Origin of the sequence: Lentzea tibetensis, assembly GCF_007845675.1 — a bacterium.
Classification (GTDB): Bacteria; Actinomycetota; Actinomycetes; order Mycobacteriales; family Pseudonocardiaceae; genus Lentzea; species Lentzea tibetensis.
This window is the reverse complement of the sequence record NZ_VOBR01000034.1, coordinates 32323-57916: the sequence shown is the minus strand read 5'-3', so window position 1 is coordinate 57916 and position 25594 is coordinate 32323. Positions and strand designations below refer to the sequence as shown.

At 69.2% G+C, this 25594-nt stretch carries 29 protein-coding genes; 18 read left to right on the top strand and 11 right to left on the bottom strand.

What is annotated here, in order from left to right:
• Positions 1 to 32 precede the first annotated feature (32 nt).
• Positions 33 to 536: a hypothetical protein gene (locus tag FKR81_RS36675; protein WP_146358819.1), complete on the bottom strand. Its 504-nt coding sequence runs from the start codon at positions 534 to 536 to the stop codon at positions 33 to 35.
• Between the two features lie 30 nt (positions 537 to 566).
• The gene (locus tag FKR81_RS36670; protein ID WP_146358818.1) at positions 567 to 1493 is read right to left on the bottom strand and encodes a nucleoside hydrolase; all 927 of its coding nucleotides are present in this window, start codon (positions 1491 to 1493) and stop codon (positions 567 to 569) included.
• 430 nt (positions 1494 to 1923) lie between these two features.
• Between FKR81_RS36670 and FKR81_RS36665 the strand changes: the two genes are divergently transcribed.
• From FKR81_RS36665 to FKR81_RS36630, 9 genes are all read left to right on the top strand, one after another.
• A complete protein-coding gene (locus tag FKR81_RS36665) occupies positions 1924 to 3225 on the top strand; it encodes a Gfo/Idh/MocA family protein (protein WP_146358817.1) in 1302 nt (433 codons plus the stop codon).
• A gap of 10 nt (positions 3226 to 3235) precedes the next feature.
• Positions 3236 to 4510 (top strand): ABC transporter substrate-binding protein, encoded by a 1275-nt coding sequence (locus FKR81_RS36660; RefSeq protein WP_146358816.1) that lies wholly within the window; start codon positions 3236 to 3238, stop codon positions 4508 to 4510.
• Positions 4511 to 4512: 2 nt separating this feature from the next.
• Positions 4513 to 5412: a carbohydrate ABC transporter permease gene (locus FKR81_RS36655; RefSeq protein WP_407936574.1), complete on the top strand. Its 900-nt coding sequence runs from the start codon at positions 4513 to 4515 to the stop codon at positions 5410 to 5412.
• The gene (locus tag FKR81_RS36650; RefSeq protein ID WP_222598514.1) at positions 5409 to 6236 is read left to right on the top strand and encodes a carbohydrate ABC transporter permease; all 828 of its coding nucleotides are present in this window, start codon (positions 5409 to 5411) and stop codon (positions 6234 to 6236) included. Before FKR81_RS36655 ends, FKR81_RS36650 begins: the two co-directional genes overlap by 4 nt.
• Positions 6233 to 6748 carry a hypothetical protein gene (locus tag FKR81_RS44025; protein WP_186763387.1) on the top strand — a complete coding sequence of 172 codons (516 nt, stop codon included), beginning with the start codon at positions 6233 to 6235 and terminating at the stop codon, positions 6746 to 6748. The genes FKR81_RS36650 and FKR81_RS44025 overlap by 4 nt, the downstream gene beginning before the upstream one ends.
• A complete protein-coding gene (locus FKR81_RS36645; protein ID WP_186763386.1) occupies positions 6745 to 7791 on the top strand; it encodes a Gfo/Idh/MocA family protein in 1047 nt (348 codons plus the stop codon). Before FKR81_RS44025 ends, FKR81_RS36645 begins: the two co-directional genes overlap by 4 nt.
• 45 nt (positions 7792 to 7836) lie before the next feature.
• Positions 7837 to 8388, top strand: a complete 552-nt coding sequence (locus FKR81_RS36640) for a P-loop NTPase family protein (RefSeq protein WP_235922110.1) — start codon at positions 7837 to 7839, stop codon at positions 8386 to 8388.
• Positions 8385 to 8909 carry a Rossmann-fold NAD(P)-binding domain-containing protein gene (locus FKR81_RS36635; protein WP_235922109.1) on the top strand — a complete coding sequence of 175 codons (525 nt, stop codon included), beginning with the start codon at positions 8385 to 8387 and terminating at the stop codon, positions 8907 to 8909. Before FKR81_RS36640 ends, FKR81_RS36635 begins: the two co-directional genes overlap by 4 nt.
• A gap of 74 nt (positions 8910 to 8983) precedes the next feature.
• Positions 8984 to 9682 (top strand): heparin lyase I family protein, encoded by a 699-nt coding sequence (locus FKR81_RS36630; RefSeq protein WP_235922108.1) that lies wholly within the window; start codon positions 8984 to 8986, stop codon positions 9680 to 9682.
• Here the strand turns inward: FKR81_RS36630 and FKR81_RS36625 are convergent.
• On the bottom strand, positions 9658 to 10077 hold the full coding sequence (locus FKR81_RS36625) for a DUF6292 family protein (protein ID WP_146358812.1): 420 nt from the start codon (positions 10075 to 10077) through the stop codon (positions 9658 to 9660). The genes FKR81_RS36630 and FKR81_RS36625 overlap by 25 nt on opposite strands.
• Before the next feature lie 247 nt (positions 10078 to 10324).
• Between FKR81_RS36625 and FKR81_RS36620 the strand changes: the two genes are divergently transcribed.
• The gene (locus FKR81_RS36620) at positions 10325 to 10528 is read left to right on the top strand and encodes a cold-shock protein (RefSeq protein ID WP_146358811.1); all 204 of its coding nucleotides are present in this window, start codon (positions 10325 to 10327) and stop codon (positions 10526 to 10528) included.
• A gap of 140 nt (positions 10529 to 10668) precedes the next feature.
• Here the strand turns inward: FKR81_RS36620 and FKR81_RS36615 are convergent, their stop codons facing one another.
• The gene (locus FKR81_RS36615; RefSeq protein WP_146358810.1) at positions 10669 to 11127 is read right to left on the bottom strand and encodes a hypothetical protein; all 459 of its coding nucleotides are present in this window, start codon (positions 11125 to 11127) and stop codon (positions 10669 to 10671) included.
• Between the two features lie 86 nt (positions 11128 to 11213).
• Here FKR81_RS36615 and FKR81_RS36610 point away from each other — a divergent pair, with 86 nt between their 5' ends.
• The 3 genes from FKR81_RS36610 (at position 11214) to FKR81_RS36600 (ending at position 12999) form a co-directional block, all read left to right on the top strand.
• Positions 11214 to 11912 carry a DUF4328 domain-containing protein gene (locus tag FKR81_RS36610; protein ID WP_146358809.1) on the top strand — a complete coding sequence of 233 codons (699 nt, stop codon included), beginning with the start codon at positions 11214 to 11216 and terminating at the stop codon, positions 11910 to 11912.
• Between the two features lie 85 nt (positions 11913 to 11997).
• A complete protein-coding gene (locus tag FKR81_RS36605) occupies positions 11998 to 12513 on the top strand; it encodes a DUF4328 domain-containing protein (protein WP_146358808.1) in 516 nt (171 codons plus the stop codon).
• Between the two features lie 78 nt (positions 12514 to 12591).
• Positions 12592 to 12999 (top strand): hypothetical protein, encoded by a 408-nt coding sequence (locus FKR81_RS36600; RefSeq protein ID WP_146358807.1) that lies wholly within the window; start codon positions 12592 to 12594, stop codon positions 12997 to 12999.
• Here FKR81_RS36600 and FKR81_RS36595 read toward each other — a convergent pair whose 3' ends face one another.
• The 5 genes from FKR81_RS36595 to FKR81_RS36575 all read right to left on the bottom strand — a co-directional run bounded on the left by FKR81_RS36595 (position 13000) and on the right by FKR81_RS36575 (position 17921).
• Entirely contained in the window at positions 13000 to 13560 is a 561-nt protein-coding gene (locus FKR81_RS36595) for a TetR/AcrR family transcriptional regulator (protein WP_186763385.1), read from the bottom strand.
• Positions 13557 to 15467 carry a YhgE/Pip domain-containing protein gene (locus tag FKR81_RS36590; protein ID WP_146358805.1) on the bottom strand — a complete coding sequence of 637 codons (1911 nt, stop codon included), beginning with the start codon at positions 15465 to 15467 and terminating at the stop codon, positions 13557 to 13559. The genes FKR81_RS36595 and FKR81_RS36590 overlap by 4 nt, the downstream gene beginning before the upstream one ends.
• Positions 15464 to 16072: an ATP-binding cassette domain-containing protein gene (locus FKR81_RS36585; protein WP_146358804.1), complete on the bottom strand. Its 609-nt coding sequence runs from the start codon at positions 16070 to 16072 to the stop codon at positions 15464 to 15466. Before FKR81_RS36585 ends, FKR81_RS36590 begins: the two co-directional genes overlap by 4 nt.
• Before the next feature lie 78 nt (positions 16073 to 16150).
• On the bottom strand, positions 16151 to 17077 hold the full coding sequence (locus tag FKR81_RS36580; RefSeq protein WP_146358803.1) for a GNAT family N-acetyltransferase: 927 nt from the start codon (positions 17075 to 17077) through the stop codon (positions 16151 to 16153).
• 10 nt (positions 17078 to 17087) lie between these two features.
• On the bottom strand, positions 17088 to 17921 hold the full coding sequence (locus tag FKR81_RS36575; RefSeq protein ID WP_235922107.1) for a class I SAM-dependent methyltransferase: 834 nt from the start codon (positions 17919 to 17921) through the stop codon (positions 17088 to 17090).
• 176 nt (positions 17922 to 18097) lie between these two features.
• On the opposite strand from FKR81_RS36575, the gene rpsA reads away from it, so the two are divergent.
• From rpsA to coaE, 3 genes are all read left to right on the top strand, one after another.
• Complete coding sequence (rpsA, locus tag FKR81_RS36570) at positions 18098 to 19591, top strand: 30S ribosomal protein S1 (protein WP_146358801.1); 1494 nt, start codon at positions 18098 to 18100, stop codon at positions 19589 to 19591.
• Positions 19592 to 20235: 644 nt separating this feature from the next.
• Positions 20236 to 20844, top strand: a complete 609-nt coding sequence (locus FKR81_RS36565) for a hypothetical protein (protein ID WP_146358800.1) — start codon at positions 20236 to 20238, stop codon at positions 20842 to 20844.
• A gap of 10 nt (positions 20845 to 20854) precedes the next feature.
• A complete protein-coding gene (coaE, locus tag FKR81_RS36560) occupies positions 20855 to 22006 on the top strand; it encodes a dephospho-CoA kinase (RefSeq protein WP_146358799.1) in 1152 nt (383 codons plus the stop codon).
• On the opposite strand, the gene FKR81_RS36555 is transcribed toward coaE, so the two are convergent.
• The gene (locus FKR81_RS36555; RefSeq protein WP_146358798.1) at positions 21982 to 22500 is read right to left on the bottom strand and encodes a DUF402 domain-containing protein; all 519 of its coding nucleotides are present in this window, start codon (positions 22498 to 22500) and stop codon (positions 21982 to 21984) included. The two genes, coaE and FKR81_RS36555, sit on opposite strands and share 25 nt — an antisense overlap.
• 89 nt (positions 22501 to 22589) lie before the next feature.
• Positions 22590 to 23099 (bottom strand): DUF402 domain-containing protein, encoded by a 510-nt coding sequence (locus FKR81_RS36550; protein WP_407936573.1) that lies wholly within the window; start codon positions 23097 to 23099, stop codon positions 22590 to 22592.
• A 51-nt stretch (positions 23100 to 23150) separates the two neighbouring features.
• Between FKR81_RS36550 and FKR81_RS44020 the strand changes: the two genes are divergently transcribed.
• Both FKR81_RS44020 and FKR81_RS36540 read left to right on the top strand, forming a co-directional pair.
• A complete protein-coding gene (locus FKR81_RS44020; RefSeq protein ID WP_186763384.1) occupies positions 23151 to 24473 on the top strand; it encodes a DUF5685 family protein in 1323 nt (440 codons plus the stop codon).
• A 33-nt stretch (positions 24474 to 24506) separates the two neighbouring features.
• Positions 24507 to 25592 (top strand): DUF5685 family protein, encoded by a 1086-nt coding sequence (locus FKR81_RS36540; RefSeq protein ID WP_146358796.1) that lies wholly within the window; start codon positions 24507 to 24509, stop codon positions 25590 to 25592.
• Positions 25593 to 25594: the final 2 nt, after the last annotated feature.

Genomic DNA, 25594 nt, shown 5'->3' with positions numbered 1-25594 from the left:
TTGCGAATGTGGCCCTTGTGGCGTTTCAGGGGTCAGCAGTGGGCGATGATGTCCCTGGCCGCTGCTTCGAGCTTCGCGTTGTCGACCGCCAAGGCGGCCGAACGCATCGCGTGGGCGGCGTCCGTGCACTTGCCGCCGCTGACGTTCGCCTTCTCGGCGGCCTTCTGACCGTCCTCGGCCTTCTTCTGCGCGTCCTGCGCCTTCGTCAGCGCGTCCTTGCTGTCGTCGACCTTCTTGGACGCGTCGACGAGCTGCTTGTCCTTCACCGCCAGCTGCTCGGAGACCTGCTGGGAGTGCTCCTTCTCGCCGAGGTAGAGCAGACCCAGCGTCCCGGCCGCGCCGAAGAACAGCACCAGCAGGATCGACAGGACCACGATGCCGGTCTTCTTCGGCTGGACCGGAACCACCGGTGGCTGCTGCTGGTGAACGGGCTGCTCGTACACCGGCTGCTCGTAGCCGGGCTGCGCCTGCGCCGGCTCAGGCGTGGACGGCAGGGTCGCGACCTGCGGCTGCGCAGGCTCGTGCGGCATCGTCATGTGAATCCCCCAGTTCCATCTATTCGCCAGTTAATTCGCCGCTGACCTGGAAACGTTACGTGTGAGCTGGGCAACTGCGTCGATGACGACGTCCCAGAACCGCGGTACGTCGAGCGAAACGGCCACCTTCGCATTCGGCGCCAGGCCCAGATATCCGTCGAGCTCCACGACGGTCGCACCGCGCGTGTGCACGCCCGCGGTCTCGATCGCGACGTGCGCGTCGACGCACGACACGAGCGTCGGATCGAGCACCCGCGCGACCGCGACCGGATCGTGCAGCGGGGGAGCCTCGAACCCGAAGAGCGTCCGGTAGGTCGACGCGAAGAACGTCATCAGCTCCGCGCACGTCTCGCCCAACGGGCCCAGCGCGGACATGCGCGCGACGACGTCCGGCGTCACCAGCGCCTGGTGCGTCACGTTCAACCCGCACATCGTGACCGGGACACCGCTGGAGAACACGATCTCCGCCGCCTCCGGGTCGACGTAGATGTTCGCCTCGGCGTACGGCGTGATGTTGCCGCGGCCGGTGGACCCGCCCATCAGCACGATCTCGCGGATGCCCGCGGTGCCGTACCGGCTGATCAGCAGCGCCACGTTGGTCAGCGCGCCGGTGGCGATGATCGTCGCGGGCAGCGACCGGTGCATCAGGTCCACGGCGTGCAGTGGCGACAGTGCGATGGTGGGCGGTCCGAACGCCGGTCCGTCGAGGCCCGACTCGCCGTGCACGTCGTCGGCGATCCGCAGCGGGCGGACCAGCGGTCGTGCGCAGCCCGCCGCGATCGGGACTGAGATGCCCGCGGCCGTGCAGACGCGCTGCGCGTTGAGGGTCACCTTGTCCAGTGTCTGGTTGCCGGCGACGGTCGTGATCGCGCGCAGGTCGAGTGTCGCCGCTGCCAGCATGATCGCGATTGCGTCGTCGTGGCCGGGGTCGCAGTCGAGCACCGTTGGGATGGGCATGTGCGTCAGTGTGGCTCGGGGTTGGGGTTTTCGTGGTGGGAGTGGGGAGGTGCTCGCTGATCACCAGAGGTCGCCACATCGAACCCCTCCCCACCCCCTGCCCTCCGGGGAAGTTTGCTCTGTTCATTCGGCCGCCGGTTTGTGCTCGGGGGCCGCGCCCGGTTGGCAATGCGGGGGTTGCTAGTGCGGCGGGCGCTCTTTTCTTTTGGTGTCTGCCGGTTTCGCCGTGCTCCGTTGGTGCCTGCCGGTTTTCGCTGAGGCTCTCTTGGTACCTGGTTGGGCGGCGCTCTCCTGGGTGCCTGCCGGTTGCGCTTCGGGGCGCGGTGTGAGTTCACGTCCATGAAACGCCCGAAAACGTTTTCGAGAAGCTCTTGACGAGGTCAGGGCACCTGCGACTAGCGTGTGGAAACCGCTTACCGGGGAGGTCGTGATGGCTCGCAAGCGCTACGCGGTCGTGGGCACTGGCTCGCGAGCGGAGCGGCACATCCACGCCATCGCGGTCGAGCACGCGGACACCTGCGAGCTCGTTGCCTTCGCCGACGTCAACAAGACCCGGATGGCCGTCCACAACGCCCGGCTCGTCGAACTGGGGGTCGAGCCGGTCCCGGAGTACGACGCGGACGACTTCCTGAAGATGCTCGAGGAGCAGCGGGTCGACGCGGTCGTCGTGACCACCGTCGACAAGCACCACGTCACCTACATCGTCGAGGCGCTGGACGCCGGGCGCGAGGTGGTGACGGAGAAGCCGATGACGACGGACGTGCCCAGCGCCGGCAAGATCATGGACGCGGTGCACCGCAACGACGGCAACGTCACCGTCACGTTCAACTACCGGTACAACCCGATCCACGAGCAGGTCAAGAAGCTGCTCGCCGACGGTGCGGTGGGGGAGATCGGCTCGGTCCACTTCGAGTGGCTGCTGGACACGCGGCACGGCGCGGACTACTTCCGCCGCTGGCACCGCGACAAGCAGAACTCCGGCGGGCTCATGGTGCACAAGGCGACGCACCACTTCGACCTGCTCAACTGGTGGGTCGGCAGCATCCCGGCCGTTGTGTACGCGCACGGCAGGTTGTTCTTCTACGGCGAGGAGAACGGCAAGCGGCACGGCTACTACAAGCCGTACGACCGGGTGCACGGCAACCCGGAAGCGGCCGACGATCCGTTCGCGATGCGGCTGGAGGAGAACGACTGGCTGCGCAAGCTGTACCTCGACGCGGAGCACGAGGACGGCTACCACCGCGACCAGAACCCGTTCGCGCCCGGTGTGTCCATTGAGGACGACATGTCGGTGATCGTGCGGTACGCCAGTGGCGCCAACCTCACCTACCACCTCACGGCGTACTCGCCGTGGGAGGGCTACCGGCTGATGGTCAACGGCAGCAAGGGCCGCCTCGAGCTCGAGGTGTGCGAGAACAGCTGGGTGTCCAGCCAGAACCCGACCGTGCACGGCGTGAACGCCAACCCCGAGGAGGGCTGGGCGAAGCTGACCGTCCAGCGGCTCTTCGAGCGGCGGGAGGAGATCCCGCTGGAGTACGACCGCGACGGGCACGGCGGCGCGGACAAGCGGATGGTCGGCGCGCTCTACGGCGAGGCGGGGCAGGACGACCCGCTCGGCAGGCGTGCCACGCACCGCGACGGCGCGTTGTCGCTGTTGACGGGGTTCGCGGCCAACCGCAGTTTCGAGACGGGAGAACCCGTTCGCGTGGTCGACGTACTCGACCTTCGTTGAGGGAGCTGACTTGAAGGCACACAAAGTTGTGGGCTTGCTGATCGGTGCGGCCTTGGTCGCGTCCGGCTGCGGAGGCGGCGGCGGGACGGCGAGCGGCGGACCGGCTGAGATCAAGTTCGTCTGGTGGGGCAACGACGACCGCGCCAAGCTCACCAACGAGGCCGTGAAGCTGTTCCAGGAGCGGAACTCGAACATCAAGGTCACCACCTCGTTCCAGAACTTCCAGACGTACTTCGAGAAGCTCTCGACGGAGATCGCGGGCGGCAACGCGCCGGACGTGATCCAGATGGACTACCGCTACCTCAACGAGTACGCGGGCCGCAACGTGCTGCTGGACCTCACACCCAACCTGGGCAAGGAGATCCGCACGGCCGACTGGAACCAGGGCTTCATCGGCAGCGGCAAGCTGAACAACAAGCAGGTGGCGATGCCGCTGGCGCAGAACGCGACGGCGATCGCGTACGACCCGAAGCTCTTCGCCGACGCGGGTGTCGAGGAGCCTGCCATCGGCTGGACCTGGCAGGACTACAAGGACCGCGCGGGCAAGATCCAGGCCAAGAACGAGAACAAGATCGCCGGGTCGACGGACTTCGGCGGCACCGAGGACGTCTTCGAGACGTGGCTGCGCCAGCGCGGCAAGAAGCTCTACGCCGACGACGGCAAGCTCGGGTACACCAAGGACGACCTGAAGGCGTTCTGGCAGCTGTCCAAGGACTTCCGCGACGCCAAGGCGACCACGCCGCCCGAGCTGGTGACGACGCTCAACGCGGGTGCCGAGCAGTCGCCGCTGGGCAAGAAGCTGTCCGCGTCCGAGCACAGTTACGACAGCCTCTTCGGCGGCTACAACACGGTTCGCCCGAACGAGCTGAAGCTCGGCCCGTACCCCAGCGACAGCAAGGACTCGCTCGGGTCGTACCGCAAGCCGTCGCAGCTGATCAGCGTGTCCGCGCGCACCAAGGCCAAGGACGCGTCGATCAAGCTGGTCGACTTCCTGCTCAACGACCCGGACGCGGGCAAGATCCTCGGCGCGAACCGCGGCCTGCCGGCGAACCTGAAGGTCCGCGAGCAGGTCTCGCAGAACCTCACCGGCACGAACAAGGTGATCTTCGAGTACGAGAAGTCCGTCGACGCCAAGCTCGGTGACGCACCGGCCGCGCCCCCGAAGGGTGATGGCGCGATCTACAAGCTGATGCAGCGCACGCACGAGGAAGTCGTGTTCGGCAAGAAGTCCATCGACCAGGCGCTGGAAGACTTCTTCGGCGAGGCCGAGAGGGCTTTGAGCTAGTGGTGCTCACCGAGCGGGTTGCTCCCGCGCCGGTGAAGTCGGTCGCCGAGGGCGCGCCCCCTCGGCGGCCGAACAAGTCGCAGGGCGTCGCCTACCTGTTCCTGGCACCGTGGTTGCTCGGCGCGATCGGGCTGACCGTCGCACCGATGGTGGTGTCGCTGTACCTGTCGTTCACCGACTACGACCTGTTCAACACACCGAACTGGGTCGGCGTCGACAACTACGTCAAGCTGTTCTCCGACGACCCGCGCTACCTGCAGTCCGTCGGGGTGACGCTGCGGTACGTCGCGGTGTCCGTTCCGTTGAAGCTGCTCCTGGCCCTGGGCGTCGCACTGCTGCTGAACTCGTTGCGCGGCCTGGGTCAGGCGTTCTTCCGCAGTGCTTTCTACGCGCCGTCGTTGCTCGGTGCGTCCGTCGGGCTGGCGCTGGCCTGGCGCGCGATCTTCGACACCTGGGTCGACACCCCGGACATGGCGCTGACGACGATCATCCTGTTGTCCGCGTGGCAGTTCGGCGCGCCGATGGTGATCTTCCTGGCCGGGCTGCAGCAGATCCCGCGCGACATGCTCGACGCGGCCGAGGTGGACGGGGCCGGCTGGTGGCGGCGGCTGTTCAGCATCGTCCTGCCGATGCTGTCGCCGGTGATGTTCTTCAACCTGGTGCTGGAGACGATCCACGCGTTCCAGGCGTTCACGCAGGCATTCGTCGTCAGCGGCGGCCGCGGCGGGCCCGCCGACTCGACGTTGTTCTACACGCTCTACCTGTACGAGCGCGGGTTCACCGAGTTCCGGATGGGCTCGGCGTCCGCGATGGCGTGGGTGCTGCTGGTCGTCATCGCGGTGATCACCGCGGTCCTGTTCCGCACGTCGAGGTACTGGGTGTTCTACGGGGACGAACGGTGAAGCGCGCGCTCGCGCTGGTGCTGAGCATCGCGGCGCTCGCACTGGTGCTCTACCCGATCGTCTGGCTGGTCAGCGCGTCGCTGACCCCGGTGGAGGAGCTGGTCGCGAACCTGCGGGAGCTGTTCCCCGGCAGCATCACCGGTTCCGGCTACGCGCAGGCGCTGGACGGCGTCGGAGGGTCGACGTTCTGGACGTTCCTGACGAACTCGCTGGTCGTCTCGGGCGGCGCGGTGATCGGCAACGTGGTGTCCTGCGCGCTCGCCGCGTACGCGTTCGCGCGGCTGCGGTTCCGGCTGTCCGGCGCGCTGTTCGCGTTCTCGCTGCTGACGATCATGCTGCCCGCGCACGTCACGCTGATCCCGCAGTACATCGTGTTCCAGCAGCTGGAGTTCACCGACACGTTCGTGCCGCTGATCCTGCCGAAGATGCTGGCGACCGACGCGTTCTTCGTGTTCCTGATGGTGCAGTTCATGCGCGGCATCCCGTACGAGCTGGACGAGGCCGCGCGCATCGACGGCTGCGGCCCGGTCCGCAACTTCCGGTACGTGGTGCTGCCGCTGTCGCAGCCCGCGCTCGTGACGACGGCGATCTTCACGTTCATCTGGACGTGGAACGACTTCTTCTCGCAGCTGATCTACCTGTCCAGCACGGAGAAGTACACGATCCCGCTGGGACTGAGGCTCTTCATCGACCAGACCAGCTCGTCGTCCTACGGCGCGATGTTCGCGATGTCGGTGCTGTCGCTCGTCCCGATCGGACTGTTCTTCCTGGCGTTCCAGCGGTTCCTGGTCGCCGGTGTGGCCACCACGGGGCTCAAGGGATGATCAGGGACCGCCTGGAGGAGTTCTCCGAGACGCTCGTGCTGGGGCTTCTCGTCACGCTGACCGTCCTGCCGGTCGTGACCGCTCCGTCCGGGTTCGCCTCGGCGTGCGGGGTGCTCGGTTCGGGACGGTCGCCGCGCGCGTTCTTCGCGGAACTGAGAGAGCGGTGGCGTTCTCCCGGTCGCGAGCTCGCCGCGGGACTGTCGTTCCTGGGTGTTTCCGTCTTCTTGGGACTGGACGTCGTGCTGGCCGCGACAGTCCTGCCGGGACACCCGTTGCTCCGCCTGGCCGTCGTGCTCGTCTGTGTGGCCGGTGGCGCTTTGCTGCTGGCGGTTGCGGCGCGAGCGGGTGTACTGCGAACTGGTTGGCGCGCGGCATTGCGCTGGGAAGCGCCGCGACCGATGCTGATGGCCGTGCTGGTCGTCGCAGGAGTGCTCGTCTGGACGTTGCCCCCGCTCGCCGTGGTGATCGCCGGTCCGATCGCCCTCGCGACCGTCTCGGTGGTCCAGAGGTGAAGGTAGCGCTGGTGGGTGCGCGCGGTCATGGCGCGAACCACGTGGAGAACCTCGTGCGCCTCGGCCGCACGGGCAAGGTGACGTTCATCGGCGTGGTCGACGTGGCCGAGGTCGACGTCCCGGTCCCGGTGTACCCGACGCTCGACGACCTGCTCGCCGAGCAGCACCCGGAGATCGTCGTGGTCTCCTCGCCGCCGCACACGCACCGCGAGCTCGTGCTCGGCGCGTTCGAAGCGGGCTGCGACGTGCTCGTCGAAAAGCCCGCGTTGCTGAGCATCGCGGACTTCGCCGAGGTCAGCGCGCTCGCGGCGGAGAAGGGCCTGGTGTGCCAGGTCGGCTTCCAGTCGCAGGGCAAGGGCTCGTTCCGCAGGCTGTGCGAGCTGGTCGGGTCCGGCGCTCTCGGTGACATCCGCGGCATCGGCGCGGTCGGCAGGTGGGTGCGCGTGGACGCCTACTACGAGCGCGCCGAGTGGGCAGGGCAGCGCGGGCCGGACGGCACGCTGGTCAACCCGTACGCGCACGCCGTGCAGAACGCGTTGCTGCTCGCCGGGATCGAGGACCGCGACGACCTGGACATCGAGCTGGAGCTGTTCCGCTGCCGCTCGGCCAACACGGCGGACGACACGTCGTGCCTGCGGGTGACCGCCGAGGGCGCCCCGCCGATCGTCGTCGCGACCACGCTGTGCGCGGACGTGCCGCACCCGCCGTACGTGCTGGTGCACGGCAGCCTCGGGCGCGCGGTGTTCTGGTACGACGACGACCGGCTCGAGGTCAACGACCACGAGATGCACCTGGCCACGCCGGTCGACCTGCTGGAGAACCTGATCGAGCACCGGCAGAGCGGCGAGCCGCTGCTGTCGCCGCTCGCGTCTACCAGGGCGTTCACCGCGGTCGTCGAGGTGGTCGGCAAGGCGCAGGTCCCGTTCGTGGAGGCCCGTCGCGACGGCGAGCGCGTGGTGCTCGACGGCGTGGACGACATCGTGGTCCGAGCGGCCGAGAAACTGGCTACTTTCGCCGAGCTCGGGGCACGCTGGACCCGCTAGCCTTGGCCAATGCCGTTGCTCGGACCTGCGGATTCGCTTCCGCACGTGCCACGACGGGTGCTCGTGGCAGGCAACACGGGCTCGGGGAAGTCGACGCTCTCGCAGCGCGTCGCGGACCAGCTGGGCCTGCGCAACGTGGAGCTGGACGCGCTCTTCCACGGTCCACAGTGGACGCCGCGGCCGGAGTTCGCGGCGGACGTCGGCCGGTTGGTCGCCGAGCCCCGCTGGGTGACCCAGTGGCAGTACAAGGAGGTCCGGCCGCTGCTGCTGGCCCACGCGGACACGCTGGTGTGGCTGGATCACTCGTTCGGCTGCGTGATGACGAGGCTCGTCGTCCGCACCGTTCGCCGTCGCGCGGCCCGCGTGGAACTGTGGAACGGTAACTTCGAATCGCCGCTCTGGACGATGTTCACCGACCGCGAGCACATCCTGCGGTGGGGCTGGAAGACGTTCCGCCGCACGCGTGAGCGCATCCGTCGGGTCGTCGAGGACGGCCAGATCGTGGTGGTGCGGCTGCGGGGTCAGCGCGAGGTCGAGCAGTGGCTGGCCGGCCCGCTGAGCGTCGCGGCAGGCGCCGGTGAGGAGCGTGCGCGATGAGTCAGGCTGCACTGGTGCTCGGCGGAACCGGGATGCTCGCGTTCTGCGCGGCCGAGCTGTCCTCGCGGGGCTGGCACGTCGTCGTGCCGTCCCGGCGGGCGCCGTTGATGCCCGACTCCGGGCCTGGTAGAGCCGCCAGAGCCACCGTGCGGACCGGCAACAGGCCGACCTGGGTGCGGGCGGAGTGGGCCGAGCCCGCCGCGCTGGCCGAGGACGCCCAGTTCGCGCTCGGGCGGCCCGCCGATCTCCTGGTCGCGTGGGTGGACGCCGCCTACCGGGAGACCGTGCTGCGGGCCGTTGAACCGCTGCTCGCGCCCCATGCGCCCGTGGTCGAGGTGCACGCCGCCGCTCCCGTGCCGGATCCGCTGCTGGACGGGCACCCGACGCAGCAGGTGCTGCTGGGGCACTTCCAGCACGACGCGAATCGGCGCATCTCGGCCGGGGTGCTGGAGGCCGTCGAACGGGCGCTGGCCGGTCGGCCGCCGTCGCTGCACCAGGTCGACGAGTACTCGTACCGGTAATCAGCCGCTACAGTGGAACCACCGCCGCACCGCGTATCTCCGCCGTCGCACTGAGTGACGAAAGGTGCGGCACATTGCGTGTTCTGGGTGCGGTGCTCGTGGCGTTGCTGATGATGGCGACGCCCGCTCACGCCGCGATGATCTGGACCGGTGACCCCGCGCGCGGCACGGCCGTGTTCGGCAACATGAACTGCGACTCGCCGGGCAGCGTGACCGCGGTGACGGACCCCGCGAAGGGTCGGGTCTGGCGGTACACCAAGCCGGGCAGCAGCAACCGGTGCGAGAACCACGGGATCTCGGTCAACGGGAAGCGCTACGTCTTCAAGGGCGGCGAGACGTACTGGCTCGGCTGGCACAGCAAGCTGACCAACGCCGCCAACAACAACGCCACGTTCCAGTGGAAGTCCTACGGCAACCACAAGCAGAACTTCCCGGTCGTGCTGAAGATGATCAACGGCCGGATCCACATGCTGCACAGCCCGCTGGGCGGCTCGGACCGGCTGATCTGGTCGGCGCCGGTCAAGGCCGACGAGTGGCACCACTTCGCGATCGGCCTGTTCCTGTCACCGGACACGAACAAGGGCTGGGTCGAGATCTACTTCGACGGCCAGCAGCAGACGTTCACGAACAACACGAAGCGGTACGTCGCCCGCACGCTGGACGACATCAACGAGCCGAAGTGGGGGATCTACGGAGGCCGGGGGCAGAACATGACCAACTTCGTGGCCGACCTGCGGGTGGGCACGACCTACTCCGACGTCGCCTCGAGGTAGGACGACACCAGGTCCGTCAGGCCCTCCCGGTTGCGGGCGAACGCCGGGCGGGCCTGGTCGGTCCACCTGCCGGCGACCACCTCCTCGACGAAGTTCGCGACGACCTGAGGCGGCGGTACCGGTGCGATTCCACCCAAATGGGCGAGGACCTCACTGGATTCCGTCGGACGTGTCTCCACGGCGATCGCCCAGCCGGAGTGCTCGCTCCAGACGAGCATCAGATCCCTGCCGGGACGGCCGCTCAACCGTGGCGTCAGGGCTACGTATGCGGTCACCGTGTCGCTGACCTCGAAGGACGTGCCTTCGGCAGGCACGCCGACGGCCTCTGCGACAGCGTGGACGTAGCCGGCCAGCCCGTGACTCAGTGCAACTGTGCTGCCCGATGTGGTGTCCATGGGAGTAACCGTACGTGGGTTGGTGACCATGAACACCTACCGCGACTATCGGGAACATGCCCGGTACCCGTAGTGTTGCGCACGGTTGGTCGTGGTTTTTGTGTTCGTGTCACAGCACGCTCGCGGAAACGCAGTTGCGGGCGTCGCCTCTAAGTCTTGCTGGACAAGATCGAGAAGTCGTCGTCTGAGACCCGACCCGTGCTACCGCACAGTGTGGTGGCACGTCCAGCACGGCAAGGAGCAGAACATGGCAGACGGCACCGTCAAGTGGTTCAACTCGGAAAAGGGCTTCGGCTTCATCGCCCCGGACGACGGCGGCGCTGACGTCTTCGTCCACTACTCGGCCCTCAACGGCGGCGGCTACCGCAGCCTCGAGGAGAACCAGCGTGTGACCTTCGACATCACGCAGGGCCAGAAGGGCCCGCAGGCGACGAACGTCACGGCGGTCTGACACCCAGACGTCACACAGGGCCCGATCCTCGGTTGAGGATCGGGCCCTGTGCCGTTGTAACACCCGTTCGGAGTACCCCGATGTCCCCGGTACTGGGGGTAGTACATGGACATCAGACTGCACAAGATCCGCGCGCCCGGTCACGGCGCCCTCTTGACCACCGTCCTGCCGGTTTCCGCGAGCAGCTTGATGCCCGCGAGGTCGATCTCCTGGTAGACGACGAAGTCGAGGCCGAGCACGTCCTTGACCGTGGCCGGAAAGGTGACCTCGAACGCCTCGACGGCGGGCGGGCTCACCACGATCTCCGCCTGGAGCTCCTTGGTCAGGTCGTGGACGACCTCGCCCTTGTCGTCGACCAGCACCCACCGGTAGGTCGTCGGCTCGGGCACGCCGAAGCCGTGCTCGAACTCGCCGGTGATCGCGACGGTGCCGTCGGCGGCATCGGTGAAGACCACCTCGCCTTCGACGACGTGGGTCGGCACGTGGGCCAGGTTCTGCTCGAACCGCGCGGCAGCTTCACCGGGCGCCGCGTGCGCTGGAGCGGTCAGTGCGGTGGTGGCGACCAGGGTCGCCGCGAGTAGACGCAGCACAAAGGACATGCATCGTTCGTACCGCGCGTCGTTTCGGCCCGCACGAGCGCCGCTGTCACTCGTTCGTTTTCACTTTCACTGGGGGAAGACAAGACATGGACCACTTCAGACCCGTGCGCGGACTCGGGCTCGCCGCGTCCGTCCTCATCGGGCTCATCGCGATCGGGCAGATCGCGGACGTGCTCACCTCGTGGCACTCGTACACCGTCGTGCGCGACTACCTCGACGGCGTGGCCGGTGTCACGACCGCCGACCTGACCTCGGCCGACGAGTACACGGCGATCGTCTCGATCCCGCTGACCGTCCTGCACATCGCGGCCGGAGTCGTGTTCATCGTGTGGCTGTACCGCGCGCGGCTCAACGCCGAACGGGTCACCTACGCTGCCGAGCACCGGCGCGGCAAGGGCTGGGCGATCGGTTCCTGGTTCACGCCGGTCGTCAACTTCTGGTTCCCGAAGCAGATCATCGACGACGTCTGGCGCGCGAGCGACCCGATGCAGCAGCAGGTGCCGTTGCAGCAGCGGCAGAAGAGCGCGCTGGTGACCGTCTGGTGGATCGCCTTCCTCGTCATGCAGGCGATCGACCGCATCATCATGCGCATCTACCTGCGCCAGGAGATCTCGCCCCCGATGCTGTTCGACGCGGCGGTCGCGTCCACCGCGTCGGCGTTCTTCACGGTCGTCGCCGCGGTGCTGGCCGCCCAGATCGTGCAGCGCATCTCCGACTTCCAGACGGTGCCCTTCACGCCGCCTCCCGCGTCTGTTCCGGCGCACGACTACCGGGGCTACAACTGATGGCCACCGGGTGATGGCGGCAGCGCGCGCTCGTCGACGCAACATGACGGCCGCGGCCCGCGTCTGAGCAATCGAGGGGGATGCGATGGGGAAGTACAGACGATTGCACGGCAAGGCGCTGACCGTCGTCGTGGTCGGCACGATCACGGCGACGAGGACGGTCCCCTGGGCGGTCGCCGCCTGGGACCACGACGTCGGCACCGGGGCGCGAGCGGGTTTTCACTTCGTGGTGTACGCGGTGCTGTTGGCCGCCGCCGCGGTGACGTTCCTGGTGTGGCTCAGAGAGGTGCGTCGCAACGTCGCGCGGGCGGGCTGGCCGGCGGCGGACCGCTGGCCACCGAAGCGGGTCGTGGACGACGTGTGGCGCGCCAGTCACCCGGAGCGGCGCACCAGCGGGCTCGTGACCGCGTGGTGGGTGTCGCTGTTCGTCGCGGGCCTGCTCACCGGCGTCGGGCTGGCCTGGGAGCGCGGGCCGGTCGGCGCGCTGGTGGTCACCTTCGCCGCTGCCGCCGGGGCGACCGCGATCTTCCTGACGCTGTTCGTGGTCAGGCGGATCTCGCTCATGCAGGAGGACGCGGGCCTCGCACGAGCGAAGGCGTAGGCCATTGGGGTGGTGTGCGGCGTGGTGCGGCCCCGAGCGGCGCAGAATCGGGGATCGACGAAATGGAAGGAGCGCACCATGGTCGCCCGCCTTCTCGCGGTTCTCCTGCTCGTACTCGCCTTCGGCACGGCAGGCACGGCGCACGCCGTCGAAGGGGAGCTGGACCTGTCGGTCGATGCCGGAGACGCCGATCCGCGGATCTTCGCCTTCTTCAAGGGTCTCAACGACCCGGCTGACGGCAACGGCGAGCTCACCGCGCAGGTGAACGTCAGCGCCCTGGGTGGGAACGTCGCCTCGACCGACTGCTCGGTCAGCGGTGGGTCGGCGGCGTGCTCGTTCGGCCCGCTGGCCTCCGGTCAGTCGCAGACGCGGGCGGTGTCGGTGACGCCGACCGCGCCCGTCGTCGTCATCACCGCCACCGGCGCCGGGACGAGTCCGCTGGAGATCGTGACGGTGTGCGTCGTGGCGCTGCACGTCTGCACGTAGTCAGGGACGCAGGCCTCGCACGAGCAGCATGACCGACTCGCGCACCTGGGCGCGGCTGCGTTCGGGCTGGAACACCTGCCAGTCGAGCGCGATCACCAGCAGGGTCCCGAAGAGGGCTGCCGACGCGGTGCCGACCTCCACCCCCTCGGGGAGGTTGCCCTCGTCGGACAGCCGCTTCATCTGGCCGCGCACGATCGACACGATGTCGTCGCGCAGCAGCGACAGCGTGCCGTGCCACTGGCCCGGCGTCCGCCACAGCTCCGAGACGAGGAGCTGGCCGAACGCCGGGTACTCGGCCCAGAAGCCGAGCATCTCGTCGACCAGGTCCTCCAGTGACTCCTCGGCTGAGCGCAGACGACCGGCGAGCAGCTCGACCCCGTGCCGCAGCAGGGCCTCCACCAGCGCGTCCTTGGACGCGAAGTTGTAGTAGATCGTGCCCTTCGCGACACCGGCCTCGGCGGCGATCTCGTCGACGGTCACCGAGGCGGCACCCCGCTCGCCGACGAGCTTCAGCGCCGCGTCGAAGAGCTTCTGCTTGGTCGCCGTCGTCCGCGCGCTCACAGCACGAGCTCCGGCTTGAGTCGCGATGCTGTCCACACCCGTTGCTTGAAGGCCGCCACGGACGACAAGGCTAGGGCCCCGGCCAGCCACGCGACCAGGATCATCACGTCGTGCCACACGACGCCCATGTCGCCGCCGTACATCAGGTGGCGCAGGCCGTCGACCGCGTAGCCCATCGGCAGGCCGTAGTGCAGCGGGTAGAGCGGCACCGGGATCGTCTGCCACGGGAACGTGCCGCCCGCGCTGACCAGCTGCAGGATCAGCAGGATCAGGCCGAGGAACTTGCCGACCGCGCCGAACGCCGCGTTCAGTGCGTGCAGGATCGCGACGAACGTCAGCGACATCAGGCCGAGGAACGCGAACGTGCTCCACTCCGTCGGCAGGTCCAGCACCAGCGTGACCATCCCGAACATCACGGCGACCTGAGTCAGGCCCAGCAGCGCGGCGGGGAGCCAGCCGCCGAGTGCGACCCGCAGCGCCGACTGGCCGGCCGCGAGCGCACGCCGTGACAACGGCCGCAGCAGCAGGAACAGCACGAACGCGCCGATCCACGTCGCGAGGCCGAGGAAGAACGGGGCCAGGCCCGCGCCGTACGTGGACGCCTTGGTCTGCGACAGGCCGCGCACGGCCACCGGGTCGCCGATCGCCTGCGCGGTCGCGAGACGCGTGGGGTCGTCCGGGTTCGGGATCTGGTTCACGCCGCCGGTCAGCCCGTCGCGCAGCTGGGAGCTGCCGTCCGCGAGCTGCGTCGCGCCGTCCTTCAGCTTCGTCTGCGCCTCGACGGCCTTGCGCTCGCCGTCGCGCAGCTGGCCCGCGCCGTCGGTGAGCTTGCGGGCGCCGTCCTCGGCCCTGGTGACGCCGTCCGCGAGCCCCGGCATGGTCGCCGCGAGCTGCTCGTTGCCGTCCGCGACCTGGTCCGCGCCGTTCGCCAGCGCGCGCAGGTTGCCCGCCGCGCCCTGGACCTTCGCGTTGGTGTCGTCGATGGGCTTGCGCACCTGGCCGATCGACGTCATGACCTGCTGGATCTGCTGCTCGCTGAACCCGAGCAGCCGCAGCCTGGCCGCGACGTCGCCGCCCACCTGGTCGAGCCCGTTGACGAGCTGCTGCGCCTTCGCGGCGTAGTCCTCGACGGTCTTCGCGGCGGTCTCGTTGCCGTCGGCGACCTTCCGCGCGCCCTCGGCCAGCTGCCTGGTCTTCGACGGCAGCTGGTCCGTGCCGTTCTTGATCGTCTTCAAACCGCTCGACAGCGTGATCAGGTTGTCCGAGAGCTTCTGCGCGCCGTCCGCGAGCTGCTGCTGCGCGGGCACCATCTGGTTCTCGCCGTCGCGCACCTGCGCGCTGCCGTCCGCGAGCTTCGTGGCGCCGTCGGCGGCCTCGCTGGTCTTCTGCCGGATCGTGGAGAACCCGAGCAGCAGCTTGTCCGCCGCCTCCGCCGACACCTTGGACGACACCGCGCGCCGCACCTCCGACACCACCTGGTTGGCGATCGTGCTGCCCAGGTAGTTGTTGGCGTCGTTGGTGGTCAGCGTCAGCACGCCCTGGCGCGGCTTGAAGTCCGCGGGGGAGGTGAGCGCCTCGGAGAAGTCCGCGGGCAGCGTCAGCGCGAAGATGTACTCGCCCTTGCGGACGCCCTCGTCGGCGTTGTCGACGACCTTCCACTTGAACTTGTTGCCGTCGAGCAGCTCCTTGGCCACGTCCTGGCCCGCGTTCAGGTCCTTCGTGCCCTTGTCCTGCACGATCAGCGCGGCCGGGACCTGCTTGAGGTTCTCGTACGGGTTCTTGTTCGCGTACAGGTACAGCGAGGCGTAGAGCAGCGGCACGAGCGCGAGCGCCAGCACCGCGAGCTTCGGGAGCGCGCCGGACGTGACCCGGCGCAGTTCGTTGAGTGCCATCCGCAGGGCGGTCACAGGTTCTCCTCACCAAGGCGCGCGGCCGGGATGTCCAGGGCAGTGGCGGAAGTGTTCGAGCACAGCGCGACGACGGACCGTTCCTCGGTCACGTGCTGCTGCGCGAGCTTCAGCCATTCGCGCGGTTCGGGGTGGTATCGGTCGGGGCAGTCCAGGACGAGCGTGGTGACGCCGGGACGCGCGGCCGCGAGCTCGAGCATCAGCGCGCACCGCGTGGTGGGCGGGACGTGCTCGAACCGCTTGCGCGCGTGCTCGTCGGCGCCGCGTTCGACCAGCCAGTCGTGCACCGCCTTGCGCCCGGACGGCAGGCCGCACATGGCCAGCTCCTCGCCGACGACGGCGGCCAGCGACAGGCCCTCCTCGGGCTCGTTGACCTCGGGCGCGTCCACGAGCACGACCTGCTTGCGCAGCGCGCGGGCGTCGACGGAGACGGAGCCGGTGCTCGGGCGCATCCGGCCGGCGAGCACCAGGCCGAGCGCGGTGTGCCCGGAGCCGGGGTCGCCGGCGACGAGCGTCAGCTCACCCGCCCGCACGAGCAGCGAGGTCGGCCTGAGCAGGGGACCATGGGCCCCGTTGACGCCGACGCGCGTCGCCTGGATGTCCACCGTTCACCTTCCGTTTGAACTGACCGGTCAGTTCAAATTGTGGCGCAGGGGTGGGCGCATGGCAACTCGGACAAACGGCTATCGAAGGGCGTCGGCGGGACGTACTTCCCAGACGGTCCACAGCGGGCGGTAGCCCTGACGGGGCCAGAACACCGAGGACAGCGGGTTCGGCGGGTTGTAGTAGAGGTAGGTGCCGACCGTGCCCATCCGGTGCAGCTCCTGGTGCACGTGCGCCATCAGCTGCTGGCCGACGCCGGTGCCGCGCGCGCCGGGCAGCACGGACACGCAGTTCACGTAGCCCCAGCGGCCGTACGGCAGGCGAACCGACGCCGCCGTGCCCGGTTCGGACGTCACGATCGCGCACTCGGCCAGCGCGACCGGGATGCCGTCGCGCTCGGCCAGCCACACCGGGCCGCCCTGCGTCAGCCGTTCACCCATCGTGCGGCGCTTCAGCGCGGGCGCCTCCCGGCGGGTGACGGTCGAGCCGACGAACGACGAGTAGCGCAGCTCCTCCAGTGCCAGCTCGACGACCGGCTCCAGGTCGGCCGGGGTGGCGCGGCGGATCGTGAGGGTGCGGTCGGTGCGGGTGGGCGGCGGCGCGGTGCGGACGCTCAGCACGGACAGCGGCACCATGCCGTGGTCGAGGAACGCGCGCGTGGCCTCGGCGTCGCGGCTCGGCCAGTGCACGACGCACGACGAGTCCGGGTTCGAGGTGTCGAGCGCGTCCATCCGGTGCCGCCACGCGCGCAGCAGCGCGTCCATGGCCGCCCCGCCCGCGCTGCCGAGCAGCGGGACGAGCTCCCACACCTCGGTCGCCGACCACAGCCGGGTGATCGAGTGCTGCGGGTTGACCTGGTGGCTCAGCATCCCGGCGACGCGGCCGCCGTCGGGCAGCGCCGCGCTGAGCACGTCGCCTTCCGGTGGCTCCGCCGCGGGCGGCAGCAGGGGATCGAGGGAGGCGAAGCGCGCCGACTGCGTGGTGACCAGCCCGCGAGCCATGGACATGCGGGTCAGGTTACGGCGTGCGGCGCGTCCTGAAGATCGCGGTGCCGGGGAAGAGGCGTCCGCGCAGCGGGCTCCACTGGCCCCAGTTGCGGGTGTGCCCGGCCGGCCACTCGGGTTCGACCAGGTCGATCAACTCCAGACCCGCCGCGTGCAGCTGCCGGACGTAGTCGCCGAGCGTGCGGTGATGTTCGACATAGGTCGCGCGGCCCGCGTCGTCCACCTCTACATAGGGCGTGCGGTCGAAGTACGACTGCGTGACCGTCAGCCCGTTGGGGCCGGGGTCGTCCGGGAAGATCCAGCGCATCGGATGGGTGACCGCGAAGACCCACGGCGCGCCGGGGCGCAGCACGCGGGCCACCTCGGCCATGACCACGCCCGAATCGGCCACGAACGGCACCGCGCCGAACGCCGAGCACGCGGCGTCGAAGCTCGCGTCCGCGAACGGCAGCTGATCCGCGCTGGCCTGGACCAGCGGAACGGCGATGCCGGTCTCCTCGTTGTGCTCGCGGGCGTGGCGCAGCATGCCGCCGGAGATGTCGAGGGCCGTGACGTGCGCCCCTCGCGCGGCGAGCCAGCGGGCGCACGGCGCGGAGCCGCATCCCACCTCGAGAACGCGCCGACCTGCGGTTTCGCCCAGGAAGCCGACGGTTTCCTCGCGGAGGCCCTCCGGGCACCAGACGAAGTCCGCCTTGCCCAGGAACGTTCCGTGGGTAGCGTGGTAGTCGTCCGCGTCCGCGTCCCACCAGATCTTGTTCGCCGCTCGCGACTCGGCGGCGTCGGCCCCGCGCTTGGCGATGCCGGTCGTGCCGAGCGTTGCTTCGGCACTGACGTGCTGGTTGGACACACTGCTCCTAACAGGGGGCCAGTTTGCTCGCGCTGCGCGCAGCCGCGTACGATACCGCCCGCGTAGTGGGTTAGTGCTGCCCATGATCCAGAACTGTCGGATTTGAGTTCGCTGCGACGCTGCGCGCGCACCACTACCAGCCATTAATTCCAATCCGTACCGGAGCCATCTACCTAATGTCCACCGACACCACCACTGTCCCCGTTGCAGCTGCGCCCAAGCAGGTCGCGATCAACGACATCGGGACGGAGGAGGACTTCCTCGCAGCTATCGACAAGACGATCAAGTACTTCAACGATGGCGACATCGTTGAGGGCACCATCGTCAAGGTCGACCGGGACGAGGTCCTGCTCGACATCGGCTACAAGACCGAGGGCGTCATCCCCTCGCGTGAACTGTCGATCAAGCACGACGTCGACCCCAACGAGGTTGTCAAGGTCGGTGACGAGGTCGAGGCGCTTGTTCTCCAGAAGGAGGACAAGGAAGGCCGTCTGATCCTCTCCAAGAAGCGCGCTCAGTACGAGCGCGCGTGGGGCACCATCGAGGCCCTCAAGGAGAAGGACGAGCCCGTCAAGGGCACGGTCATCGAGGTCGTCAAGGGTGGTCTCATCCTCGACATCGGCCTCCGCGGCTTCCTCCCCGCCTCGCTCGTCGAGATGCGTCGCGTCCGCGACCTCCAGCCGTACGTCGGCCGCGAGCTCGAGGCGAAGATCATCGAGCTGGACAAGAACCGCAACAACGTGGTCCTGTCCCGCCGCGCGTGGCTCGAGCAGACCCAGTCCGAGGTCCGCAGCGAGTTCCTCAACCAGCTGCAGAAGGGCCAGGTCCGCAAGGGCGTCGTGTCCTCGATCGTCAACTTCGGTGCCTTCGTGGACCTGGGTGGCGTCGACGGTCTCGTCCACGTGTCGGAGCTGTCCTGGAAGCACATCGACCACCCGTCCGAGGTTGTCGAGGTCGGCCAGGAAGTCACCGTCGAGGTCCTCGACGTCGACATGGAGCGCGAGCGCGTGTCGCTGTCGCTCAAGGCGACGCAGGAAGACCCGTGGCGCCAGTTCGCCCGCACCCACGCGATCGGTCAGATCGTGCCGGGCAAGGTCACCAAGCTGGTTCCGTTCGGTGCGTTCGTCCGCGTGGACGAGGGCATCGAGGGCCTGGTCCACATCTCCGAGCTGGCCGAGCGCCACGTGGAGATCCCGGAGCAGGTCGTCCAGGTCGGCGACGACGTCATGGTCAAGGTCATCGACATCGACCTCGACCGCCGTCGCATCTCGCTGTCGCTCAAGCAGGCCAACGAGGGCTTCACGGTCGACACCGAGTTCGACCCGACCCAGTACGGCATGGCCGCCGAGTACGACGACCAGGGGAACTACATCTACCCCGAGGGCTTCGACCCGGAGACCCAGGAGTGGCAGGAGGGCTACGACAAGCAGCGCGAGGAGTGGGAGCGTCAGTACGCCGAGGCCCACACGCGCTACGAGGCCCACATGAAGCAGATCAAGAAGGCCGCCGAGGCCGAGGAAGAGGCGTCCGCCGAGGGTGCGGGCAACTACACCTCCGGTGGCGACGCGCCTTCCAGCTCCTCGGTCGGCGCCCCGGCGCAGTCCGGCGGCACGCTTGCCTCTGACGAGCAGCTCGCGGCTCTCCGCGAGAAGCTGTCGGGCGGCATGTGATCTAGCCTGATCATCGGGCCCCGCGTCCCCCTTCTTGGGGGGTGCGGGGCTCTTTGGTTTTTGGGAGGTGGGCGGGGAGGGGCTCGCTGATCACCTCACGGTTGCCACATCGAGATGTCCCCGTCAAGGCGGAAAAGCTGCCTTGACGGGGACATCTCGATGTGGCAAGGCTGCGCCTGATCAGTGAGCCCCTCCCCGCCCTCTGCCCTTCGGATGCTTGGGATCGTTTGGCTGCCGGTTGTGTTCGGGGGCCGCGCCCGGTTGGCAGTGCGGGGGTTGCTTGGTGCGGCGGGCGCTCCTTCTTTTGGTTCGCGCCGGTTCTCGCGGTGCTCGCTTGGTGCCCGCTGGTTGGGCCGTGGTCCCTAGTAGGCCTTCGTCAGGTTGACCTGCTGCGATCGATGATGGCGCCCGTCGCTGCTCGCCGCGTCTCCTGCCGGTGGGTGTGTGGCGGGCCTTGGATTCTGCGGGGTTGAGGGTTGGCGTTGTTGCGGGCCGGGAATTGTCGGTGCTGGCTGAGAGCATCGACTCGGGGGGTTCTCACGTGCGGGGGACGCCTGCGTGAGCACACCCACGCCCTCGCGCAAGATCGACTTGCTGTCACCTGGTGGTGTAAGTCCGTTGGCGTTGTGTACTTTCTCAAACCTATGCGTGGGAACAGGTTCGTGGTGCTGGGTCTCGGGTTGCTCGTGCTCTCGGGCTGTTCCGCCGCGCCCAAGGGGCAAGCGCCGCCGCCGCAGATCCCCCGGATCACCGCGCCCACCTCGGCTTCCCGCACACCGGTCATGGTCGATCGCGCGCTGCCGGACGACTGCGAGCTGGTCGTCACCGCCGACGCGATGAACCAGGCGCTGGGGCAGGAGTTGCCCGGCGAGCCGAAGCTCATCATCGGCATCCCCGAGCCGGGGATCGGGCGGGCCGGCAAGATCGATTGTTACTACGGCATCCCGCCTGGCAAGGCGTTGCAAGAAGCTGCCATCACCATCGGGCTGTCGTCCTACGTGGACGAACTCAGCGCCCGCACCCGCATCTCCGAGAGCATCGAAGCCGAGCGGAAGGACGGGGCGGTGGTCAAGGAGGTCGACGTCGGCAAGCAGAAGGGGGCGATGGTGTCCGGAAAGGACCAGCGGCTGCTCATCGGCTCGCTCGGCAAGTCGACGTTCGTCGTGCGGGCGCGGCCTGGGGTTGTGCCGGACGACAAGCTTCCCGGCATCCTGGCCACCCTCGCCCAGCAGTCGATGACGCCGCCCGTCTAAGTTCGAACCCATGCTGAGGGTGGGACTCACCGGGGGAATCGGGTCGGGCAAGTCGACGGTCGCGCGGGCGTTGGCCGAGTTGGGTGCCGTCGTCATCGACGCCGATCAGCTGGCACGTGAGGTGCTCGCGCCCGGCAGTGAAGGGCTGGCCGAGGTCGTCAAGGCGTTCGGTGACGACGTGCTGGCCGACGGGGCGCTGGACCGGGCCGCGCTGGCGGCCAAGGCGTTCGCGTCGGACGAGGCGCGCGAGACGTTGAACTCGATCACGCACCCGCGGATCGGTGCGCTCACCGCCGAGCGGATGGGGAGCGCCGCCGAGGACGCGATCGTGGTGCACGACGTGCCGTTGCTGGTGGAGAAGGGGATGGCGCCGCTCTACCACCTGGTGATCGTGGTGCACGCGGACGTCGAGCTGCGGGTGCGGCGGCTGGTCGGGTCGCGCGGGATGGACGAGGCGGACGCGCGGAGCCGGATCGCCGCTCAGGCGTCGGTCGAGCAGCGGCGAGCGGTGGCCGACGTGTGGCTCGACAATTCCGGCGACGTGCCGGACGTGACCGGGCTGTGGCGCGAGCGGCTGGTGCCGTTCGAGGAGAACGTCCGGAAGCAGCAGTACGCGGCTGGTGCGCCGGTCGTGGTGCCGTACGACGAGACGTGGCCCGAGCAGGCGCAACGGGTGGCGGCGAGGATCAAGCTGGCCGCCGGTGGACGCACCGTCGAGCACATCGGGTCGACTGCCGTGCCGGGGCTTGCGGCCAAGGACGTGCTCGACTTCCAGCTCGGGGTCGACTCGATGGAGACGGCCGATGCGCTGGCCGAGGTGCTGGCGCAGGCCGGGTTTCCGGCGGTGCCGGGCGGCTACACGGACACGCCGATGGGGCCCGGTAGCTGGGAGAAGCGGCTGCACGCCGGTGCGGACCCCGGACGGCGGGTCAACCTGCACGTCCGGGTCGAAGGCGGGCCGGGGTGGAACTGGGCGATCGACTTCCGCGACTGGGTGCGGGCCGACGCGGACGCGCGCGCTGAGTACGAGGCGCTGAAGCTCGGGCTCTCGAAGCGGTTCGCGCACGAGACGACCGGGTTCAACTACGGCGACGCCAAGGGGCCGTGGATGCAGGCCGCGATCCCCAGGGTCGCTGCCTACAGGGGCGGCCAGACGTCGTAGATGCCGCGGTAGGTCAGCCACGACGTGAGGTCGTGGCGGTGCTGGCTGAGCTCCTCGAGCGTGCGGTGCACGATGCGCAGCGCCTGGTCCGCGTCACCGGGGCGCAGCACGCGGCCGGCCACGGCCGCGGCGAACTCCTCGGAGCGCACGATGCGGGCCGTGGTGCCACCGGGGACGGCCAGGCCCAGGAGCAGGTCCGTGGTCTGCCAGTGGCGGTGGTCGCCCTGCACGCGGACCGCGGTCAGCACGCTCGGGCTGCTGCGGGCGTGCCGTGAGCGGGCGCGGTGGGTGGTCAGCCGCAGGCCCAGGTCCGGCATCAGCCAGGTGACCTCGGAGTCCGAGAACGGATCCTCCGGTGTCGGGCATTCCATCCGCAGACCCCACCGTTCGACGCGGCACGACGACAGCTGCCGGGTGCCACCGGAGGAATAGCTGCGGACGGCGGAGATGGTGTCCACGACGTCGACCAGCTGAGGTGAAGTAACCGCTCCCACGCCCGCCGAGGGTAGTCATAGATGTGCGCCTAGTTACACTCCGGGTCGATTCGTTACGTCACGGTCAGATGACGAACACACTCTGTGTGCTAACGCCAGGTGGTCGGGCAGCCCGATGCGGTGAGCCAGCGCACCACATCGTGGCCGTGCGCCGAGATACCTGAGACGGCCTGGTAGGTCGTCTCGAGCGCCCACTGCGCGCGTTCCGGGGTGACGATGTTCTGCTGGACCGCGCCGAGCAGCTCGTCGGTGTCGAGGACGGTGACGCTGCGGCCGGTGCGGACGATCAGGTCCAGGTAGAGGTCGATCGTCTTCCAGACCGTGCCCACGCCGGTGATCTCGACGACGTCGACGTAGAAGTCGTAGTCGCGCTCGTGGCCCTGGTGCCACGACTGGCGCGTGACGCGCACGCCGTGTTTCGGGACGAACCAGCTCTCGAACGCGCTGAGCTGCGGATGTCCTGCCACCGGGCGGTACATGTAGAGGCCGTGCGGTGTCACCCGGTACTCGTCGACGCCCCGCAGGTATCCCTTGGGATCGGTGTTGCTCTTGGCGTCCAGGTCGAAGTACTCGATCTTCGGCGGATGGATGTGTGCCACGATGCGCGATCCTGCCATCACCCGCGAATCCGGCCACTTAGGATGCGCCGCATGTTCGGGATCATTCGGCCGTGCCGCAACAGGTTGGGCGCGGAGCTGAAGGCCGCGTGGCTCGCCCACCTGTGCGGAATGTGCCTGTCGCTGAGGGACGAGCACGGTCACCTGTCGAGGCTCGTGACCAACTACGACGGCCTGTTGATCTCGGCGATGGTCGAGGCGCAGGCGGGCCCGTCGCGGCGGACGGCGGGGCCGTGCGCGTTGCGCGGCATGCGGTCAGCGGACGTGGCCGTCGGCGCCGGTGCCAGGCTCGCGGCGTCGGTGTCGCTGATCCTCGCGTCGCTGAAGATCCGCGACCACGTCGAGGACGGCGACGGCCTGGCGGGCAGGTTCTCCTGGGCCGGGCGCCAGGTCGCGCAGCGGTGGGCGGCCAAGGGGATGGCGACGTCGTCGGACCTCGGGTTCGACGCCTCGGTGATGGTCGACGCCGTGCGCAGGCAGCCGCTGGTCGAGGCCGCGGCCGGGCTGGGCAGCTCGGTGCTGGTGGTGACCGAGCCGACCGAGACCGCCACGGCGTTCGCGGTCGCGGAGACCGCGGTGCTCGCCGGACGGCCCGGCAACGTCGAGCCGTTGCGCGAGGTCGGCCGCCTCTTCGGGCGGGTGGCGCACCTGATCGACGCCGTGGAGGACCTGGAGTCCGACCGGGCGTCGGGGGCGTGGAACCCGTTGACCGCGACCGGCACCTCGCTGGACGAGGCGCGGCGGTTGTGCGACGACGCGCTGCTCGGGATCAAGCTGGCGTTGCGGGAGGCCGAGTTCACCGACGCGCGCCTGGTGCACGTGCTGCTGGTGCACGAGCTGGAGCAGGCGGTGCGGCGCGCGTTCGGCGAGGTGCACGCGCACGGGCCGGGACAGCAGCCGCCGCACTGGAACCAGGGGCAACCGCCGCAGTGGCAGCCGCCCGGTCCGCCGCAGTTCGGTCCGCCCGGTCCGGTGCCGCCGGGTCCGCCTGGTCCGCCGCAGTGGTCTGATCAGCCGCCGCCGGGACAGCCGCCTGGTCCGCCGCACCGCAGTGGCGGCGGGTGCTGCGGTTCGGACTGCTCCGAACCCGGCAGCGGGATCTGGGCGTACCCGCGGCTGAAGGCGCGCCCGGAGCCGCGCGGGTTCTTCGAGGGGTGCGGCACCTGGCTCTACATGTGCGGGACGTGCCAGTTCTGCTGCCGCGACCCGCGCCCCGGCCCGTGGAGCGACAAGCGCAAGGACGGCGACTGCACCGACTCGTGCGACTGCGGTGGCGGCGACTGCCGTTGCGGTGGTGGCAAGGGTGGTGGCGGCGGGTGCGACTCGTGCGACTGCTGTTGCTGCCCTTGTGACTGACGTCAGGCGGTCCGGCCACTTAGGATGCGCGGCATGTTCGGGATCATTCGGCCGTGCCGCAACAGGTTGGGGTCTGATCTCAAGGCCGCCTGGCTGGCTCATCTGTGCGGAATGTGCCTGTCCCTGAGGGACGAGCACGGTCACCTGTCGCGCCTGGTGACGAACTACGACGGCCTGCTGATCTCGGCTCTCGTCGAGGCCCAGGCCGGCCGGTCGCGACGGTCTGCGGGGCCGTGCGCGTTGCGCGGTATGCGAGGCGCGAGCGTCGCGATCGGGGACGGTGCCCGGCTGGCCGCGTCCACGTCGCTGATCCTCGCGTCGCTGAAGATCCGCGACCACGTGGAGGACGGAGACGGCGCCGCCGCGAAGCTCGGCTGGGCCGGGCGGAAGGTGGCCTCGCGCTGGTCCGCGCAGGGGTTCGCGACGTCGTCCTCGCTGGGTGTCGACGCCGCGGTGATGGTCGAGGCCGTGTCGCGGCAGTCCGACGTCGAGGCCGCTGCCGGCCTGGGCAGCTCGGTGCTGCTGGTGACGGCGCCGACCGAGGAGGCGACGGCCTACGCGGTGTCGCGGACCGCGGTGCTGGCCGGGCGTCCGGAGAACGAGGTGCCGCTGCGCGAGCTCGGCCGGTTGTTCGGGCGCGTCGCGCACCTGCTGGACGCGGTCGAGGACCTGAAGGCCGACGTCGCGGCCGGGCTCTACAACCCGCTGGTGGCGACCGGGACGTCGCTGGCCGAGGCGCGGCGGTTGTGCGACGACGCGGCCGTCGGCATCCGGCTCGCGTTGAAGGAGTGCGAGTTCGAGGACTCGCGGCTGGTGCACGCGCTGCTCGCGCACGAGGTGGACTCGGCGATCATCCGGGTGTTCGGCAAGCGGGACGCCACCGACGACTTCGACAGCGGCAGCGGGCTGTGGTCGTGGCCGTCGCTGCACTTCGAGCCGGAGCCGCGCGGGTGCTTGATGGGCTGCGTCGCGTTCACCTACATGTGCGGGACCTGCCAGTTCTGCTGCCGCGACCCGTGGCCGGGGCCGTGGAGCGACAAGCAGCGCGACAACCCCTGCCACTGCGACTGCTGCTCGGACTGCGGCGACTGCGACTGCTCGTGCTGCCCGTGTGACTGACC